Below are 17,371 nucleotides of genomic sequence, written 5' to 3'. Positions count from 1 at the left end.
CCGCGCCGCATGAACCGAACCTGAGAAGTCGCAACGATAGCCTGCGGATGCGGGCCGGTGATGGACCTTCGCCGCGGGTACGTCCTGCGGAAGGATCTCCGGCTCGAAGGGCGGACGGACCACCGACATGAACGATCGCAGCAGCGCCCCGCCGCCGCGCGGGGGCCGTTCCGGCCGCTCGGACCCGCGTCCGCGCGCCGAACCCGACCTGCCCGGTCTGCCCGGCCCGCTCCGGCCGCCTGAAGCCGCCGGGCCGCGCGGCGCGTCCGTGGCGGACCGTCCGCGGCAGCCGCGCAAGCCGGCCCGCCCCCTGGTGTGGCTGCTGTCGCGCTCCACCGACCTGGTGGTCAGGCTGGCGGGGGGCGATCCGGACGCCGTCCGCGAGGAGATCACCGCCGACCGGATGCGGGCCCTGGTGGCGGCCGCCACCGAGCTCACCGACGACGAGCGGACGCTGATCGAGGAGGTGTTCGTCGCGGGGGAGCGGCCGCTGCGCGAGATGCTGGTGCCGCGCACGGAGGTGGTGTTCCTGGACGCGGCGCTGCCGCTGGCGAGCGCGGCCGAGGTCGCGGCGGCCAGCCCGCACTCGCGGTTCCCGGTGTGCCGCGACTCCCACGACGAGGTGATCGGGTTCGTCCACCTGCGCGACCTGCTGGTGCCGGAGACCGCCGACCGCTCGGTGCCGGTGGGGGAGCTGGTGCGGCCGGTGAAGTTCGTGCCCGCCTCGCAACGGGTGCTGCCGGTGCTGTCGGAGATGCGCCGCGAGGGCCACCACCTGGCGATCGTGGTGGACGAGTACGGCGGCACCGCCGGGATCGTCACCCTGGAGGACCTGGTCGAGGAGCTCATCGGGGACATTCGCGATGAATATGATGTGCAGGACGCGCAGGCGCGCCGGCTCCACGGCGGGGTGGTCGAGGTGGACGGCCTGCTCAACCTGGACCAGTTCGCCGCGGCGACCGGCATCCGGCTGCCCGCGGGCCCCTATGAGACGGTCGCGGGCCACATCATGGCGGTCCTGGGCCGCGTGCCCGCCGAGGGCGACGCGGTGGAGGCCGCCGGTCACCGGCTCGCGGTCGCCCGCATGGACGGCCGCCGGGTGGCCCGCGTGCGCGTCACGCCGGCGGCCCCCGCGGCGCCGGCGGTCCCGTCAGCTCCGCACACCCCCGTGCGCGGGGGCGTCCCGCCCGCGGGCGACCCCGAAGGGGTTCCGGACCGTCCCGCACGTCCGGACGATCGTGAAACCCCCGCGGCCGCCCCCGGTGTCGACGACCCTCCGGGCCGGGTCTGAGAGAATCGGTCTGTGCATATGTCCGTAGCGCCCACTTCCGAAGGCACCGGGGCCGCGTCCGCCCCGGCGGTCCCGCGCGTGCTGTCCGGCATCCAGCCCACCGCCGACTCGTTCCACCTCGGCAACTATCTGGGGGCGCTGCGGCAGTGGGTGGCGATGCAGGACACCCACCAGACCTTCTACTGCGTGGTCGATCTGCACGCCATCACGGTCCGGCACGACCCGGCGCTGCTGCGCCGCCGCACCAAGGTCGCGGCCGCCCAGCTGCTGGCCATGGGCGTCGATCCGGAGCGAGCCACCCTGTTCGTGCAGAGCCAGGTGCCCGAGCACGCCGAGCTGGGCTGGATCCTGGGCTGCCTCACCGGGTTCGGCGAGGCCGGGCGGATGACCCAGTTCAAGGACAAGTCCGCCAAGCAGGGCACCGCGGGCACCTCGGTCGGGCTGTTCACCTACCCGGTGCTGCAGGCCGCCGACATCCTGCTGTACACCCCCGGCCCCGGCGAGGGCGCGGCCGGGCGGGTGCTGCGGGTGCCCGTCGGCGAGGACCAGCGCCAGCACCTGGAGCTGACCCGCACCCTGGCGCAGCGCTTCAACCAGCGGTTCGGCGAGACGTTCGCCATCCCCGAGGCCTACATCCCCGAGGGCGCCGCCAAGATCACCGACCTTCAGGAGCCGACCGCCAAGATGAGCAAGTCGGCGTCCTCCCCGCAGGGGATCATCGACGTGCTGGAGGAGCCGGGCCCGATGCGCAAGAAGATCATGCGCGCGGTCACCGACACCGGCACCGAGGTGCGCTACGACGAGGAGAACAAGGCCGGCATCACCAACCTGCTGCGGATCTACTCCGCGCTGTCCGGCACCGCCGTGCCCGAGCTGGAGCAGCGGTACGCGGGCAGCGGCTACGGCCAGTTCAAAAAGGACCTCGCCCAGCTCGTGGTGGACACCTTCACCCCGATCCGCGAGCGCACCCACAAGCTGCTGTCCGACGAGGACGGGCTCGACCGCATTCTGGCCGACGGCGCCGCCCGCGCCCGCGAGGCCGCCATGCGCACGATGGAGGTCGTGCGCGACCGCGTTGGATTCGTGGGACGTGACCACTAGCTCCCAGCCGGCGGGGGGCGCGGGGGGTCGCGCCGGGGGCGGTCCCCCCGCAGGGAGAACACAGGGCACCGGGAGCCACGAGACGCACGGCACGCGCACGATAGGGGTCGCGATCCCGATTCCCGACCCCTACGGGCGCGAGCTGCAGCGTGTCCGCGAATCGTTCGGCGACCGCCTGGCGGCCGGCATCCCCACCCACATCACGCTGCTGCCGCCCTCGCAGATCGACGCCGCCGAACTCGGCGCCATCGAGCGCCACCTGGCGGAGGTGGCGCGCACCGAGCGGCCGTTCAGGATCCGCTTGCACGGTACGGGAACGTTCCGACCCGTCTCACCGGTCGTTTTCGTGGCGCTGGCCGAAGGAAAGGACGGCTGCGCGCGCCTGCACGCGAAGGTGCTGGCGGGCCCGCCGGGGCAGCGGCCGCAGTTCCCCTACCACCCGCATGTCACCGTCGCGCACCACCTGTCCGACGAGCAGATGGACCGCGCCTACAAGGAGATGGCCGACTACGAGGCCGCCTTCCAGGTGTGGGGGTTCTCGCTGTACGAGCACGGGGCCGACGGGGTGTGGCGGCCCCGCCGGGGCTTCTTGTTCGGCACCGGGGCCGTGACCACCCCGCCGGGACGGGACGCCTAGCCGCGAAACGGGAGGCGCTAGCCGCGCCGGCGCCGGACGGCCACGAACACCAGCCCGGCCGCCAGCAGGGCGCCGCCGGCGGTGCCCGCCATCATGCCCCAGCCGCCCGCCGAGCCGTTGCCGCCCAGCGGCGCGTCGGCGAGCATGCCGCCGCTGCCGGCGTCGGCCTTCTTCGGCGTCAGGTCGCCCGGCGGCACCAGCTCGCCCACCGGCTTGACCTTGCCGCGCGCCTTGAAACCCCAGTCCAGCAGCTCGGCGGCGTAGTCGGACGGCGGCTGGTCGGCCCCCATCAGCGAGATGTAGATCGTGTGGCCGTCGCGGCGGGCCGCCGCCACGAACGTCTGCTTGGCGGCGATGGTGTAGCCGTTCTTGCCGCCGAGCATGCCCCGGTAGGCGTGCGACTGGCCCGGCAGCATCCGGTTGTGGGTGTGGATCGGGTAGCCGCCGACCTTCTTGCCCTTCTTGCGCTCCTTCTTGGTCGCCGGCGCGGGGAAGAAGTGGTCGATGGTCTGGACGTAGCGGCGGAAGTCGGCGTTGCGCATCGCCTCGCGCAGGATCAGCACCAGGTCGTAGGCGGAGGTGTGCTGCGTCTTGACGGTGAGGCCGAGGTCGCGGTCGAGGCCGTTGGGGGAGCCGGCCAGGGTGTCGCGGGCGTTGATCCGCTTGGCCTCGGCGTTCATGTCGGCCACGGTCTGCTTCAGCCCGCCGTTGGCCTCGGCCAGCGCCACCGCCGCGTCGTTGGCCGACATCATCATCAGCGCGTAGAACAGGTCGGACACCTTGTAGCTCATCTTCGGCGTCATGCCGACCTTGGTGCCCTCGACGTCGCACGCCTCCTGCGAGGGCCGCACGGTCTGGTCCGCCTTGAACTTGGGGATCAGCGTCAGCGCGGTGAGGGTCTTGAGGGTGCTGGCGGGCAGGAACCGGCCGTGCGGGTTCTTGGCGGCCAGCACCTCGCCGGTGTCGCCGTCGGCGATCAGGTACGACGCCGCCTTGATCTTCGGCGCCGCCGGTACGCCCGCGGCCTGGTTGACGATCGTGCCCTTGCCGCCGAGCTGCGCCCCGCCCAGCGGCCCCGAGGGGGAGGCCGTCACCGAGCCGGCCTGCACGGGGGGCGACACGGGCTCGGCGGCGGCCGGGGCCGCGGCCAGGGCGGGGACGAGCAGGAGCGAGGCCGCAACGGGCGGCACGGCGATCGCGGTGACGGCGCGCGGTGGTCTTCTCATGGCTCCCCGATGGCGTTCGTGTCCGGGCACGGTCGGCGTGTCCGTGGACGGCGCTCCTGCGGTCCCGGGAGGCGGTCCCCGGTGACTTCACGAAGATTAAGCCACGATTGCGCGGCCTGTCCGGGAAGATGATTACCGTCGTCGCACGCGTGCTCACAGTGACGTGATACGGACGTTCGCCCGGCGGCCCGCCGGACCGCCCGCCGCGCCGCCGGCCGGGCCGCCCTGACGCGGACGATCACGAATCGTTACCAGGTAGATTAAAGGTTGGACTAGTTCGTTCGGAGGGTGCTCGCTCGAACTGACATGACCGAAATGAGTCACAGATCGTGTCCGGTTGTCGTCTTCTCGGATCAAATGATCGGCGCCGGGCACGGAGCCCTGCGGCTCTTCGGCACCCGGCGTCATGATGGAGGGCAGTCCCGGCCTGGACCGACGCCCGGATCGGCGTTTGTCCAGGCTTAGTGACCCGCTGGCCGAATTGCGCCACGTGCCACGCATCGACCTGCAAGGATTGTGGACGGAGGTTGGCCGTGGCCATTGACTTCAACCCGTCCCGCGGCCCGACGCTGGGTGTCGAGTGGGAGATCCAGCTCGTGGACGCGGAGACCAGGCACCTGCGGCAGGACGCGCGTGAGGTGCTGGCCGCGCTGCCGTCGCTCAGCGAGGGCGGCGACATCCACAAGGTCCGGCACGAGCTGATGGAGTCGACCGTCGAGGTCGTGACGGACGTGTGCTACACCGTGGGGGAGGCCAAGGACGACCTGGCCGCCACGGTGGCCGCGCTGCGGTCGGCGGCCGCCGACCGCGGCATCACGCTGGCCTGCACGGGGACGCATCCGATCAGCGACTGGCGGGACGCGGTCATGGCCCCGATGCAGCGCTACGCCGACCTCATCGAGCAGATGCAGTGGCTGGCCCGCCGGATCCAGACCTTCGGCGTGCACGTCCACGTCGGCGTCAGCGACGTCAACAGGGTGATCCCGATCGTCAACGCCCTGTCGGCCTATCTGCCGCACTTCCTCGCCCTCACCGCCTCCAGCCCCTTCTGGAGCGGCCACGACACCGGGCTGGCGTCCAGCCGCGCGGTGGTCTTCGGCCAGCTTCCCACGGCCGGACCTCCGCATCTGCTGGACGACTGGGCGGCGTTCGAGGATTACATGGCGACGCTGCTGCGGGCCGGTACGATCCGCAGCATCAAAGAGGTGTGGTGGGACATCCGGCCGCATCCGAACTTCGGCACGGTCGAGATCCGGATGTTCGACGGCATCCCCACCCTGCGGGAAGTGGGCATGGCGGCCGCGCTCTGCCAGTGCCTGGTGACGCTGTTCGACCAGCAGCTGGACCGCGGCTACACACTGCCGCGCCCGGCGGCCTGGGTGGTGCGCGACAACAAGTGGCGCGCCACCCGCCACGGTCTGGACGCCATCGTCATCACCGATGACACCGGGAACACCGCGCCGCTTCGTGACGATCTCTACGAACTGGTACGCGAACTGGAACCCGTCGCCGACCGGCTGGGCTGCACGGAGGAGCTCAAGGTCGCGTCGGATGTCCTGGAGAACGGGGCGTCGTACGAGCGCCAGCGCGCGATCCGCGCCGAGGGCGGCACCCTGGAGAACGTCGTCGACGCCGCGATCGTCGAGTTCGCCGAGGACAGGTTCGTCACATTCGGGGAGGTTGCACATGTCGGGAACTGAGGGGCCCGCCGATCCGGCGGACCGCGCCGGACCCGACGCAGCGACCGGCCACGACCCGGACCGCGGGGTCTCGCGGGCGCGCCGCGCGCCCGGAGCGGGCCCACCCAACACCGGACAGAACACCGGGCGGACGCCGTTCGGCTCCGCCATCGCGCAGGGGGCGCACATGACTCAACCGGGACCCGGGGTGATGCCCGGTCTTGAACCAGCGGCCGCCGCGGGGGCGGCGGGCGCGGGCGACGCCGAACAGGCGCGGACCGCGCCGCCGGGGGCGGCCGGGGCCGCACCGCGCGGCGTCGCGACCGGCGGTGCCGGCGAGGCGGCGCACGGCTCGCCGGCGGGCGGCCGGGCGCTGGGCGGCGAGGCGCTGCAGCTGCAGCTGGACTCGTTCCTGGCCCGCCACGAGGCCGAGCTGATCGAATTCCGCCGCGATCTGCACCGGCATCCGGAGCTCGGATACACCGAGCACCGCACCACCGGGCGGATCGTTCGGCGGCTCACCGCCGCCGGGCTGACCCCCACGGTTCTGCCCAAGGGCACCGGCCTGTTCTGCGACGTCGGCCCGGCCGACGGCCCGACGGTCGCGCTGCGCGCCGACATCGACGCGCTGCCGCTGCAGGACGAGAAGGAGGACGTGCCGTACCGGTCCACGGTGCCGGGCGTCGCGCACGCCTGCGGCCACGACGTGCACACCACCATGGTGCTGGGCGCCGGGCTGTTCCTGGCGCAGCAGGCCGCGGCGGGGCTGCTGCCGGGCCGGGTGCGGCTGCTGTTCCAGCCCGCCGAGGAGGTCCCGGGCGGGGCGCTGGACGTCATCGCCGCCGGCGGCCTGTGCGGGGTCGACCGGGCGTTCGCGCTGCACTGCGACCCGCGCATCGAGGTCGGCCAGCTGGGCCTGCGCACCGGGCCGATCACCGCGGCCTGCGACAAGGTCTACGTCAAGGTCACCGGGCCCGGCGGGCACACCGCCCGGCCGCATCTGACCGCCGACCTGGTGTACGCGCTGGCCAAGATCGTCACCGAGCTGCCCGCCGCGCTGTCCCGCCGGGTCGACCCGCGATCCAGCCTGTCGCTGGTGTGGGGCCGGGTGTCGGCCGGGTCGGTGGCCAACGCCATCCCCGACGACGGCATCGCCGAGGGCACCGTGCGGTGCCTGGACGACGAGGCCTGGCACCGGGCGCCGGAGATGATGAAGGCGCTGCTGGAATCGGTCGCCGCCGCCTACGACGTGGAGGCGTCGCTGGAGTACGTGCGCGGCGTCCCGCCCACCGTGAACGAGGCGGCCAGCGTGCAGATGTTCCGGGACGCGGCCGCGCAGGTGCTCGGCGACGACGCGGCGGTGTCCACGCCGCAGAGCCTGGGCGGCGAGGACTTCGGCTGGTATCTGGAGTCGGTCCCGGGCGCGCTGGCCCGGCTCGGCGTGCGCACCCCCGGTTCGCCGGGCGAGTACGACCTGCACCGCGGCGACTTCGACGTGGACGAGCGCTGCATCGCCGTCGGCGTCCGGGTGCTGACCGCCACCGCGCTGACCGCGCTGTGGGACGGCGGCCGCCCCGGCGACCCCGAGCAGGTGGAGGGCGCCGCCGCGGCCTGAGCCGTCACGGCGGCGACGATGTTCTCACCGTCCGCCCCGGCCGCGCCCGGGGCGGCGCTCCCTGTCCGCACCGGACGGTGTGCGGGCCGTGCACAAGCGGCCTGACCTGTGGCGATATGCCTACACCTTGGTAACGGACCCGTTGCGAATCAGCGCACCGAGGGCGTTTCGGTCTGTTCTCCGGGTAACGTCCGATCGATTTCGGCGGCCGACCGTGCCGGTCGCCGTTTCGCGGGCGGGGAACGGAAGGAGCGCCAAACGTGCGCCGTGGACTCAGAATTTCGCTTGTCACGCTGACGGGCGCAGCGCTCACGCTCGCCGCTTCGGCGTGCGGCGGCAAGAAGGCCACCACCGGCGGGGACGCGGGCGACGGCAAGAAGACCGTCAAGGTCGGGCTGGCGTACGACATCGGCGGGCGGGGCGACAAGTCGTTCAACGACGCCGCCTACGCCGGGCTGCAGAAGGTGAAGTCGACGCTCAACCTCGAGGTCAAGGACATCGAGGCGACCAAGGGCGAAAGCGACAACGACAAGGTGCAGCGGCTGGAGCTGCTGGCCAAGTCCGGCTACAACCCGGTGATCGCGGTCGGGTTCGCCTACGCGGGCCCGCTGGGCAAGGTCGCCAAGAACCACCCGAACACCAAGTTCGCGATCGTCGACGACAGCTCGGTCACCGGACCGAACGTCACCAACCTGGTGTTCGCCGAGGAGCAGGGCTCCTTCCTGGTGGGCGCGGCGGCGGCGCTGAAGTCCAAGACCGGCAAGATCGGCTTTATCGGCGGCGTGGACACCCCGCTGATCAAGAAGTTCGAAGCGGGCTACACCGCCGGCGCCAAGCACGCCAAGCCGGACATCAAGATCGACGTCAAGTACATCTCCCGCGGCACCGACACTTCCGGCTTCAGCGACCCGGCCAAGGGCAAGACCATCGCCGAGGGGCAGTACGACGGCGGCGCCGACGTGATCTACCACGCGGCCGGCCTGTCGGGCGTCGGCCTGTTCCAGGCCGCCGCCGCCAAGAAGAAGTACGCCATCGGCGTCGACTCCGACCAGTACCAGACCGCCGAGGCGGCGCAGAAGCCGCTCATCATCACCTCGATGCTCAAGCGGGTGGACACCGCGGTGTTCGAGTTCGTCAAGGCCGCGGGCGAGGGCACGGCCAAGTCCGGGCCGGTCACCTTCGATCTGAAGAACGACGGCGTCGGCTACTCCACCGCCAACGCCGCGGAGATCAAGGACGTGCAGGCCAAGCTGGACGAGTACAAGCAGCAGATCATCAGCGGCGCCATCACCGTCCCCACCAAGTGAGCTGAACGCCCCCGGCCCGGGAGGGCGGCCACCGGCCTCCTCCCGGGCTCTGGTGTAGGAGAACCAGGGATGTCCACCACCGAGCGGCCGTCCGGCACCGGCGCAGCCGCCCCGCCCGCGTTCGAACTGCGCGGCATCACCAAGCGCTTCCCCGGCGTGGTCGCCAACCGCGACATCGACCTCACCGTCACCGCCGGGACCGTGCACGCCATCGTCGGGGAGAACGGCGCGGGCAAGTCCACCCTGATGAAGATCCTCTACGGCATGCAGCGCGCCGACGAGGGGACCATCAAGGTCGGCGGCCAGGAGGTCGTCTTCCACTCGCCGGCGGACGCCATCGCCCGCGGCATCGGCATGGTGCACCAGCACTTCATGCTCGCCGACAACCTCACCGTCCTGGAGAACATCGTGCTGGGCGCCGAGCGCCTGCACGGTATCGGCGCCAAGGCGCGGCGGCGCGTCGAGGAACTGGCCGGACGGTACGGCATGCGCGTCGACACCGGCCGGCTGGTGGAGGAGCTCGGCGTCGGCGACCGGCAGCGGGTCGAGATCCTCAAGGTGCTCTACCGGGGCGCCCGCATCCTGATCCTGGACGAGCCCACCGCCGTGCTGGTGCCGCAGGAGGTCGACGAGCTGTTTGCCAACCTGCGCGAACTGCGCCGCGAGGGGCTCACCGTCCTGTTCATCTCGCACAAGCTGGACGAGGTGCTGGCGGTCGCCGACGAGATCACCGTGATCCGCCGCGGCACCACGGTGGCGACCGGCCTGGACCCGGCCGCGACCACCTCCCGGGAGCTGGCCCGGATGATGGTCGGCAGCGAGCTGCCCGTCCCCGAGCTGCGCGAGTCCACGGTGACCGACCGGCCCGTCCTGCAGCTTCGGGGGCTGACCGTGCGGGACGGTACCGGCCGCGCCGTCGTCGACGGCGTCTCCTTCACCATCCACGCCGGCGAGATCCTCGGCATCGCCGGGGTGGAGGGCAACGGGCAGGCCGAGCTGGTCGAGGCGATCATGGGCATGCGCGCCCCGGACGCCGGGACGATCCTGCTGGACGGCGAGGACATCACCGGCTGGCCGACCCGGCGGCGCCGCGAGCAGGGCATCGGCTTCGTCCCCGAGGACCGGCACCGGCACGGGCTGCTGCTGGAGTCCCCGCTGTGGGAGAACCGCATCCTCGGGCACCAGACGCGGCGGCCCAACGTCAAGGGCCCGTGGATCGACCGGGCCGGCGCCCGCGCCGACACCCGCCGCATCGTGGAGGCCTACGACGTGCGCACGCCCGGCATCGACGTGGACGCCGGGGCGCTGTCGGGCGGCAACCAGCAGAAGCTGATCGTCGGCCGGGAGATGTCGGGCGAGCCGAAGCTGCTGATCGCCGCGCATCCGACCCGGGGCGTGGACGTCGGCGCGCAGGCCGCGATCTGGGAGCACCTGCGCAAGGCCCGCGCCGAAGGCTTGGCGGTGCTGCTGATCTCCGCCGACCTGGACGAGCTCATCGGCATGTCCGACACGCTGCGGGTGATCCTGCGCGGCCGAATGGTCGGCGAGGTCGATCCGGCCGACGTGACGCCCGAACGGCTCGGCTCGGCGATGACCGGGGCGCCGCTGGAAGGGGAACAGTGAACCGGCTGAAGAACTCGCCGCTGGCGCTGACCATCCTGGCGGCGGTGATCGCGCTGGCGTTCTCCGCCGCCGTCACCTCGATCGTGCTGTCGCTGAGCGGCTTCAACCCGCCGTCGACGTTCCAGGCGATGATCGAATTCGGCCTGGAGCCGGACAGCGTCGTCAACATCGTCAACCGGGCGTCCACGTACTACCTGGCCGCGGTGGCGGTGGCGATCGGGTTCCGGATGGGCCTGTTCAACATCGGCGTGGACGGCCAGTACCGGCTGGCGGCGATGCTGGCCGCCGCGGTGGGCGGCGCCGTGGCGCTGCCGCCGGTGCTGCACCAGGCCGTGATCATCCTGGTCGCCATGCTGGTGGGCGCGCTGTGGGCGGGCATCGCCGGGCTGCTGAAGGTCACCCGGGGCGTCAGCGAGGTGATCGCCACGATCATGCTGAACTTCATCGCCACCGGGATCATCGCCTACCTGCTGCAGAACGGCAGGCTCGGCACGCAGGTGGCGGGCAGCGACAACATCGGCACCGAGCCGATCGCCTCGTCCGGGCGGGTGGGCGGCATCCCCTACCCCGGGGCCGACCTGAAGATCTTCGGCCTGGTGCTGCTGGCGGTGGCGATGGGCGTGGCCTTCCACATCGTGGTGGAGCGCACCCGGTTCGGGTTCGACCTGCGCGCCACCGGGCTGTCCCCGAGCGCGGCCGTGGCCAGCGGCGTCGACGCCAAGCGGATGGTCGTGGTGGCCATGCTGCTGTCGGGCGCGGCGGCCGGGCTGATCGGCATGCCGCAGCTGCTCGGCTCGTCCTACTCCTACGGGCTGGACTTCCCCAGCGGCCTCGGCTTCGTCGGCATCGGCATCGCGCTGCTGGGCCGCAACAAACCGGTCGGGATCGTGTTCGCCGCGCTGCTGTGGTCGTTCCTGGACCAGTCGTCGCAGATCCTGGAGTTCAACGAGATCCCCAAGGAGATCGTGGCGATCACGCAGGCGGCGGTGCTGCTGTCGGTGGTGGTCGTGTACGAGGTGGTGCGGCGGCTCGGGCTGCGCTGGCAGCAGCAGGCGGTCGCCGCGGAACTGGCCGACCGTGACCCGTCCCCGAAGGAGGTGGCCGCGTGAGCTCGACCCTGGCCGAGGCGATGCCGGCGGCGGAGCCCGCGCCCGCCCGCCGGGCGCGCCGCCCGCTGGTGCGGGTCCTGGCGGCCCTCGCGGCCGTGTTCGGCGTGTTGGTGGTGCTGCGCGCCATCACCGGGGAGAACACCATCACCTCCGGGGGGACGGTGAGCACCACCCTGGCCCTGGGCCTGCCGATCGGCATGGCCGCGCTCGGCGGCCTGTGGTCCGAGCGGGCGGGCGTGGTCAACATCGGCCTCGAAGGCATGATGATCTTCGGGACGTGGGGCGGGGCGTTCGGCGCCTACTTCTCCGGCAACCCCTGGCTGGGGCTGCTGATGGGCCTGCTGATGGGCGCCCTCGGCGGGCTGCTGCACGCCGTGGCCACCGTCACGTTCGGCGTGGACCACATCGTCTCCGGCGTGGCGATCAACATCCTGGCGCCGGGGGTGGCCCGCTACCTGTCCACCATGTTCTTCCTGGGCGAGGAGGGCGGCGGCGCCACCCAGTCGCCGCCGCTGCCGGAGTTCCCGACCGTCAGCGTGCCGGGCGTCGCCGGGCCGCTGCGCGACCTGGAGGACCGGCACTGGTTTTTGCTGTCCGATCTGGCCGGGCTGGTGCGCGGCCTGACCACCGACCTGTCCGCGCTGACCATCATCGGGCTGGCCCTGATCCCGCTGACCTACGTGCTGCTGTGGCGCACGGCGTTCGGGTTGCGGCTGCGGTCGTGCGGGGAGAACCCGTACGCGGCCGAGTCCCTCGGCGTCCGCGTCTACACGATGAAGTACGTGGCGGTCACCGTTTCTGGTGCGCTGGCCGGGCTGGCCGGTGTGTTCCTGGCCATGGTGGGAACGCACCAGTACCAGGAGAACCAGACCGGAGGCCGCGGCTTCATCGGCCTGGCCGCCATGATCTTCGGGAATTGGCGTCCCGGCGGGCTGGCGGTCGGCACCGGGCTGTTCGGCTACACCGACGCGCTCCAGCAGCGCGGCGCCACCGGGGCGGTGCACTCCCTGCTGCTGGTCGTCGCGGTGGCGCTGTTCGCGTTCGCCGCCTGGCGGCTGTGGACGCTGCGCCGCACGCCGGCGACGCCCGCGGAGACGGGCGACGACCACCGCCGCCGCCGGATCTACCAGGCGGCCGCCGCGTTCCTCGCCGGCGTGCTGCTGCTGGTGTGGTACCTGCTCACCGACGAACTGCCGAAGGAGATCGTCACCTACAGCCCGCACATCACGACGCTGCTGGTGCTGTCGCTGGCGTCCCAGCGGCTGCGGATGCCCGCGGCGGACGGCCTGCGCTACCGCAAGGGGGAGGCCCGGTGAGCGACATCGACTGGGAGGCACTGCGGACCGCCGCCCGCGAGGCGATGCGGCGCGCGTACGCGCCGTACTCGAACTTCCCGGTCGGCGCGGCCGCGCTGGTGGACGACGGCCGCGTGGTCACCGGCTGCAACGTGGAGAACGCCTCCTACGGCGTGGGCCTGTGCGCCGAGTGCAGCCTCGTCGGCGCCCTGTTCGGGCCGGGCGCGACCGGCCGTCCCCGCCTGGTGGCGGTGGCGGTGGTCGGCGGCGACGGCGAGCCGCTGATGCCGTGCGGCCGCTGCCGCCAGCTGCTGTGGGAGCACGGCGGCCCGGGCATGCTGCTGGAGACCAAGCGCGGCGTGCGCCCTCTGGCGGAGGTGCTGCCCGACGCGTTCGGCCCCGACGACCTGACCTCCTGAGAACCTCCGCGAAGGAGCCCACCGACGTGGACGCGATCGACGTCATCCGCACCAAGCGGGACAGCGGCACGCTGACCCCCGAGCAGATCGACTGGGTGATCGACGCCTACACCCGCGGCGTCGTCGCCGAGGAGCAGATGGCGGCGCTGGCCATGGCCGTCCTGCTCAACGGCATGACCCGGGCCGAGGTGGCCCGCTGGACCGAGGCGATGATCCGCTCCGGGGAGCGGATGGACTGGTCGCGGCTGGACCGGCCCACCACCGACAAGCACTCCACCGGCGGCGTCGGCGACAAGATCACCCTGCCGCTGGCGCCGCTGGTGGCGGCGTGCGGCGCGGCCGTCCCGCAGCTGTCGGGCCGGGGTCTCGGCCACACCGGCGGCACACTGGACAAGCTGGAGTCGATCCCCGGCTGGCGGGCGTCGCTGACGCCCGAGGAGATGCTCGCGGTGCTGGCCGACACCGGGGCCGTGGTGTGCGCGGCGGGCTCGGGCCTGGCGCCCGCCGACCGCCGCCTGTACGCGCTGCGCGATGTGACCGGCACCGTCGAGTCGATCCCGCTGATCGCCTCGTCGATCATGTCCAAGAAGATCGCCGAGGGCACCGGGGCCCTGGTGCTGGACGTCAAGGTCGGCTCGGGCGCGTTCATGAAGACCATCGGGCAGGCCCGGGAACTGGCCGAGACCATGGTGGGCATCGGCGCCGACCACGGCGTGCGCACCGTGGCGCTGCTCACCGCGATGGACCGGCCGCTCGGCCGGGCGGTCGGCAACGCCGTCGAGGTCGCCGAGTCGGTCGAGGTGCTCGCGGGCGGCGGCCCGTCCGACGTCGTCGAGCTGACCGTGACGCTGGCCCGGGAGATGCTGACGGCCGCGGGCCTTTCGTCCGCCAAGGACCCGGCCGACGCGCTCGCCGACGGCTCGGCCATGGACGTGTGGCGCCGCATGGTCTCCGCCCAGGGCGGCGACCCCGACGCGCCGCTGCCGTCGGCCGAGGAGACCCACGACGTCGCGGCGCCCGCCACGGGGGTCCTGACCCGCCTGGACGCCTATGCGGTCGGCGTGGCGGCCTGGCGCCTCGGCGCGGGCCGCGCCCGCAAGGAGGACCCGGTCTCGGCCGCCGCAGGGGTCGTCTGCCACGCCAAGCCGGGCGACCGCGTCACCGCCGGCCGGCCCCTGCTCACCCTCCACACCGACGACCCGGACCGCATCCCCCGCGCCCTGGAGGCCCTGGACGGCGCCGTCGAGGTGGCCGCCGACGCCACCCCCGACCTGCTGCCGCTCGTCATCGACCGCATCGCCTGACGGGCCGCGCCGGCGCATCTCGCGGGCCGTGCCGCCGAAAACCGCCGCCCGCCGTTTTCGGTCCCTGCGCGCCATTGCGGACGTGGCGGTTCCAGCGGGCATCGCCGCGCGTCGCACCCGTCCCCGATGACGAGCAGTACCGCCGCGAACACAATTGCGGGCGTCCAACCGATGTTATGCGGATAAAACCGGCAACGGTGTCCGGACGCGGTCCGCAGCGCCGATTTTCCGTCGTTTCCGGCGCGTCGGGATCGTATGATGACGCGACCTGAGAAACGGGGAGGACTGCGTGAAGGTCACGCGGACGGAAATCGACGGGGTGCCGACCTTCTGGGCTTCCGGGGGCAACACCGACGGCTATCGCGTCGCCCTGCTGTTCCGTGTCGGCCAGTCCGACGAAACGCTTGCGCGCAGCGGAATCACCCATCTGGTGGAGCATCTGGCGCTGCACCGCGTAGGCCAGCCCGAACACCACTACAACGGCACCGTCGATTCGGTGACGACGGCGTTCTTCACCGAAGGCGACGGCGACGAGGTGGTCCGTTTCCTGCGCACCGTCTGCGGTGCCCTGCGCGAACCCCCGCTCGACCGGCTGGAGGCGGAGAAGCAGATCCTGCGGACCGAGGCCGCCGGCCGCTCCCCGGGGGTCGCCGGCCGGCTGCTGCTGTGGCGGTACGGCGCCGCCGGCTACGGCCTGCAGGGCTATGACGAGCTCGGGCTGCCCGCCCACACCGGCGAGGACGTCACCGCGTGGGCCGCCCGCTGGTTCACTCGCGCCAACGCCGCCTTGGCCGTCGTCGGCGGCCCGCCGCCAGCCGGGTTGCGCCTGGACCTGCCCGACGGCGAACGCATGCCCCCGCCCGCACCGACCAGCGCTCTGCCGCAGACCCCCGCCTACTTCAACTCGCAGGTCAACGGCGTCGGCCTCAGCGCGGTCGTGCCCCGCGCAACCGCCGGCAACGTGTTCGCCACGCTGCTGCAGCGGCGGCTGCTCAAGGCGCTGCGGCTCGACGACGCGCTCAGCTACAGCGCGCAGGTCGGCTACGCGCCCCGCGATGGGGAGATGGCCCACATCGTCGCGTTCGCCGACGGGCTCGCCGAGTCCCACCCCCGGCTGACCCGAGAGTTCGTCGATGAGATCGAGCGGATCGCCGACGAGCCCGTGCCGGACGCCGAACTGCGGGAGGCGGTGTCGATCCACCGCGCACGCCTGGACCAGCCCGAGGCAGCGGGCGCGCTGACGATGTCGTCCTGCTGGAACGAGCTGATGGGCGCCCCGGACCGCACGTACGAGGAGATCCTGCGCCACCTGGACGAGCTGACGCCAGGCGACGTGCAGGAGGTGGCGCGCACCGTGCGCGATTCGGCTCTGCTGATGGTCCCCGACGGCCAGGAACCCCACGTCGACCGCTACGTCCCGGCGCCCGGCTGCTCGGTCGTGGCGGTGCGCGGGCAGAGCTTCACCCGCGCCGACCCCGAGGCGGGCCACCTGCACCTCATCGTCGGCCCCACCGGCGTGACCAGCATGACCGGGCCGAACCTGGGGACCGTCCGCTACGACTCCTGCGCCGCCGTCCTCGCCTGGCCGGACGGCGCCCGCGCCCTCATCGGGCTGGACGGCATCACCGTCCACATCGAACCGAACCGGTGGATCGGCGCCGACGACCTGCCCGCGCGGATCGACCGGATGGCCCCCGCCGACCGGGTCGTCCCCATGCCGGCCCGCTCCGACGAGGACATCCCCGAGCGTCCCGAGACCGCCGCCGCGCCCCCGAAGCCCGGCAGGCGCCGCAGCGGGCCGCGTTTCCGCCTGCCTTTCGGCCTGCGCAGCGGCACGGCCTGGGACGACCCCGGCCTCGCCGCCGTGCTGCCCCAGGTCGGCTCCGGCAGGCTCGACGCGGGCCTGGAGCTGCTGTCGCGCTCGCGGCCGCTGCCCGAACTTCGCGGTTTCTATCTCGACCGGCTCTCCCGGGCCGCGGCCGGCCACAGCGACCGGCTCGACACCCTGGCCGCCGCCCGGCCGGACGACCCGGACGTCCATCTGTGGCTGGGCGGCACGCTCATCCGCGAGGCCTGGAACGTCCGCGGCAGCGCCCGAGCCGACGACGTTCCGGATGAACAGTTCGCCCAGTTCTGGCTGATCCTCGCGGGCGCCGGAGAACCGCTGTACCGCGCCGCCGAACTGCTGCCCGAGGACCCGGTTCCCTGGGACTGCCTGCAATGGCACGCCATGGGCCTCCAACTGGGCCGGTTGGAACTCGACCGGATCTGGCGGGAACTGAAGGACCGGCATGACGGCCTGTACTGCGGCCACTACACACGGGCGCAGGCATTGTGCGACAAGTGGTGGGGCTCGGACGCCGAAGTCCTCGAATTCGCCGAATCGACGGTCGAGGCCGCCAAACCGGGCGACCCGCTGACGGCAATGCTGCCCGTCGCCCTTCTGGAGAACGGCATCGGGTCCGAGGGCGGCGTGGAAGCGTACCTTTCTTCCCGTCCCGAAACTCACGCCGCCCTGGGCGCGGCGGCCGACAAGTGGCTGACCCATATGGCGGAGCACCCCCGCACCCGCGAGGCCCACCACCTGTTCGGCGCCGCGTTTTATTACGCGGGCGACTACGACCGGGCCCGCCATCACCTCTCCCAGGCGGGCAAGACCCTCACCGACGGACTGCCTTGGGGCTACTGGCCCCGCCCCGCCCGCGCCTACAAGGAGGCCCGCCGCGCCGTCGGCATCCGCTGACCCGCGCCGCTTCCGGGGGCGC

At 72.5% G+C, this 17,371-nt stretch carries 13 protein-coding genes; 12 read left to right on the top strand and 1 reads right to left on the bottom strand.

Annotated features, from left to right (window positions below; translation table 11 throughout):
- The first annotated feature begins 127 nt into the window (after positions 1–127).
- The 3 genes from QSK22_RS11885 to QSK22_RS11875 are packed head-to-tail and all read left to right on the top strand — an operon-like array spanning position 128 to position 3,029.
- Positions 128–1,291, top strand: coding sequence for a hemolysin family protein (locus QSK22_RS11885; RefSeq protein WP_285494147.1), 1,164 nt, complete (start codon positions 128–130; stop codon positions 1,289–1,291).
- 18 nt (positions 1,292–1,309) lie between these two features.
- Positions 1,310–2,392, top strand: a complete 1,083-nt coding sequence (trpS, locus tag QSK22_RS11880; RefSeq protein ID WP_285494352.1) for a tryptophan--tRNA ligase — start codon at positions 1,310–1,312, stop codon at positions 2,390–2,392.
- Positions 2,382–3,029: a 2'-5' RNA ligase family protein gene (locus tag QSK22_RS11875; protein WP_285494146.1), complete on the top strand. Its 648-nt coding sequence runs from the start codon at positions 2,382–2,384 to the stop codon at positions 3,027–3,029. The genes trpS and QSK22_RS11875 overlap by 11 nt, the downstream gene beginning before the upstream one ends.
- A 17-nt stretch (positions 3,030–3,046) precedes the next feature.
- Here QSK22_RS11875 and QSK22_RS11870 read toward each other — a convergent pair whose 3' ends face one another.
- Complete coding sequence (locus tag QSK22_RS11870; RefSeq protein WP_285494145.1) at positions 3,047–4,255, bottom strand: D-alanyl-D-alanine carboxypeptidase family protein; 1,209 nt, start codon at positions 4,253–4,255, stop codon at positions 3,047–3,049.
- 533 nt (positions 4,256–4,788) lie between these two features.
- On the opposite strand from QSK22_RS11870, the gene QSK22_RS11865 reads away from it, so the two are divergent.
- The 9 genes from QSK22_RS11865 to QSK22_RS11825 all read left to right on the top strand — a co-directional run bounded on the left by QSK22_RS11865 (position 4,789) and on the right by QSK22_RS11825 (position 17,349).
- Positions 4,789–5,955, top strand: coding sequence for a glutamate--cysteine ligase (locus QSK22_RS11865; RefSeq protein WP_285494144.1), 1,167 nt, complete (start codon positions 4,789–4,791; stop codon positions 5,953–5,955).
- A 352-nt stretch (positions 5,956–6,307) separates the two neighbouring features.
- Entirely contained in the window at positions 6,308–7,549 is a 1,242-nt protein-coding gene (locus QSK22_RS11860) for a M20 family metallopeptidase (RefSeq protein WP_285494351.1), read from the top strand.
- A 260-nt stretch (positions 7,550–7,809) separates the two neighbouring features.
- Complete coding sequence (locus QSK22_RS11855; RefSeq protein ID WP_285494143.1) at positions 7,810–8,856, top strand: BMP family lipoprotein; 1,047 nt, start codon at positions 7,810–7,812, stop codon at positions 8,854–8,856.
- Between the two features lie 69 nt (positions 8,857–8,925).
- Positions 8,926–10,479 (top strand): ABC transporter ATP-binding protein, encoded by a 1,554-nt coding sequence (locus QSK22_RS11850; protein ID WP_285494142.1) that lies wholly within the window; start codon positions 8,926–8,928, stop codon positions 10,477–10,479.
- Entirely contained in the window at positions 10,476–11,588 is a 1,113-nt protein-coding gene (locus QSK22_RS11845; protein ID WP_502872297.1) for an ABC transporter permease, read from the top strand. Before QSK22_RS11850 ends, QSK22_RS11845 begins: the two co-directional genes overlap by 4 nt.
- Positions 11,585–12,904, top strand: a complete 1,320-nt coding sequence (locus QSK22_RS11840) for an ABC transporter permease (protein WP_502872296.1) — start codon at positions 11,585–11,587, stop codon at positions 12,902–12,904. The genes QSK22_RS11845 and QSK22_RS11840 overlap by 4 nt, the downstream gene beginning before the upstream one ends.
- Complete coding sequence (locus QSK22_RS11835) at positions 12,901–13,302, top strand: cytidine deaminase (RefSeq protein WP_285494141.1); 402 nt, start codon at positions 12,901–12,903, stop codon at positions 13,300–13,302. The genes QSK22_RS11840 and QSK22_RS11835 overlap by 4 nt, the downstream gene beginning before the upstream one ends.
- A 26-nt stretch (positions 13,303–13,328) precedes the next feature.
- Positions 13,329–14,606: a thymidine phosphorylase gene (locus QSK22_RS11830; RefSeq protein ID WP_285494140.1), complete on the top strand. Its 1,278-nt coding sequence runs from the start codon at positions 13,329–13,331 to the stop codon at positions 14,604–14,606.
- Positions 14,607–14,895: 289 nt separating this feature from the next.
- The gene (locus tag QSK22_RS11825; protein ID WP_285494138.1) at positions 14,896–17,349 is read left to right on the top strand and encodes a M16 family metallopeptidase; all 2,454 of its coding nucleotides are present in this window, start codon (positions 14,896–14,898) and stop codon (positions 17,347–17,349) included.
- Positions 17,350–17,371 lie beyond the last annotated feature (22 nt).

Origin of the sequence: Actinomadura sp. NBRC 104425 (assembly GCF_030269545.1) — a bacterium.
GTDB classification, from domain to species: domain Bacteria; phylum Actinomycetota; class Actinomycetes; order Streptosporangiales; family Streptosporangiaceae; genus Spirillospora; species Spirillospora keratinilytica.
This window is presented reverse-complemented; position numbering and strand designations above follow the sequence as displayed.

Coding starts and splice junctions, on each gene's coding strand:
- QSK22_RS11885 (WP_285494147.1), top strand. CDS start 128: ATGAACGATCGCAGCAGCGCCCCGCCGCCGCGCGGGGGCCGTTCCGGC.
- trpS (WP_285494352.1), top strand. CDS start 1,310: ATGTCCGTAGCGCCCACTTCCGAAGGCACCGGGGCCGCGTCCGCCCCG.
- QSK22_RS11870 (WP_285494145.1), bottom strand. CDS start 4,255: ATGAGAAGACCACCGCGCGCCGTCACCGCGATCGCCGTGCCGCCCGTT.
- QSK22_RS11850 (WP_285494142.1), top strand. CDS start 8,926: ATGTCCACCACCGAGCGGCCGTCCGGCACCGGCGCAGCCGCCCCGCCC.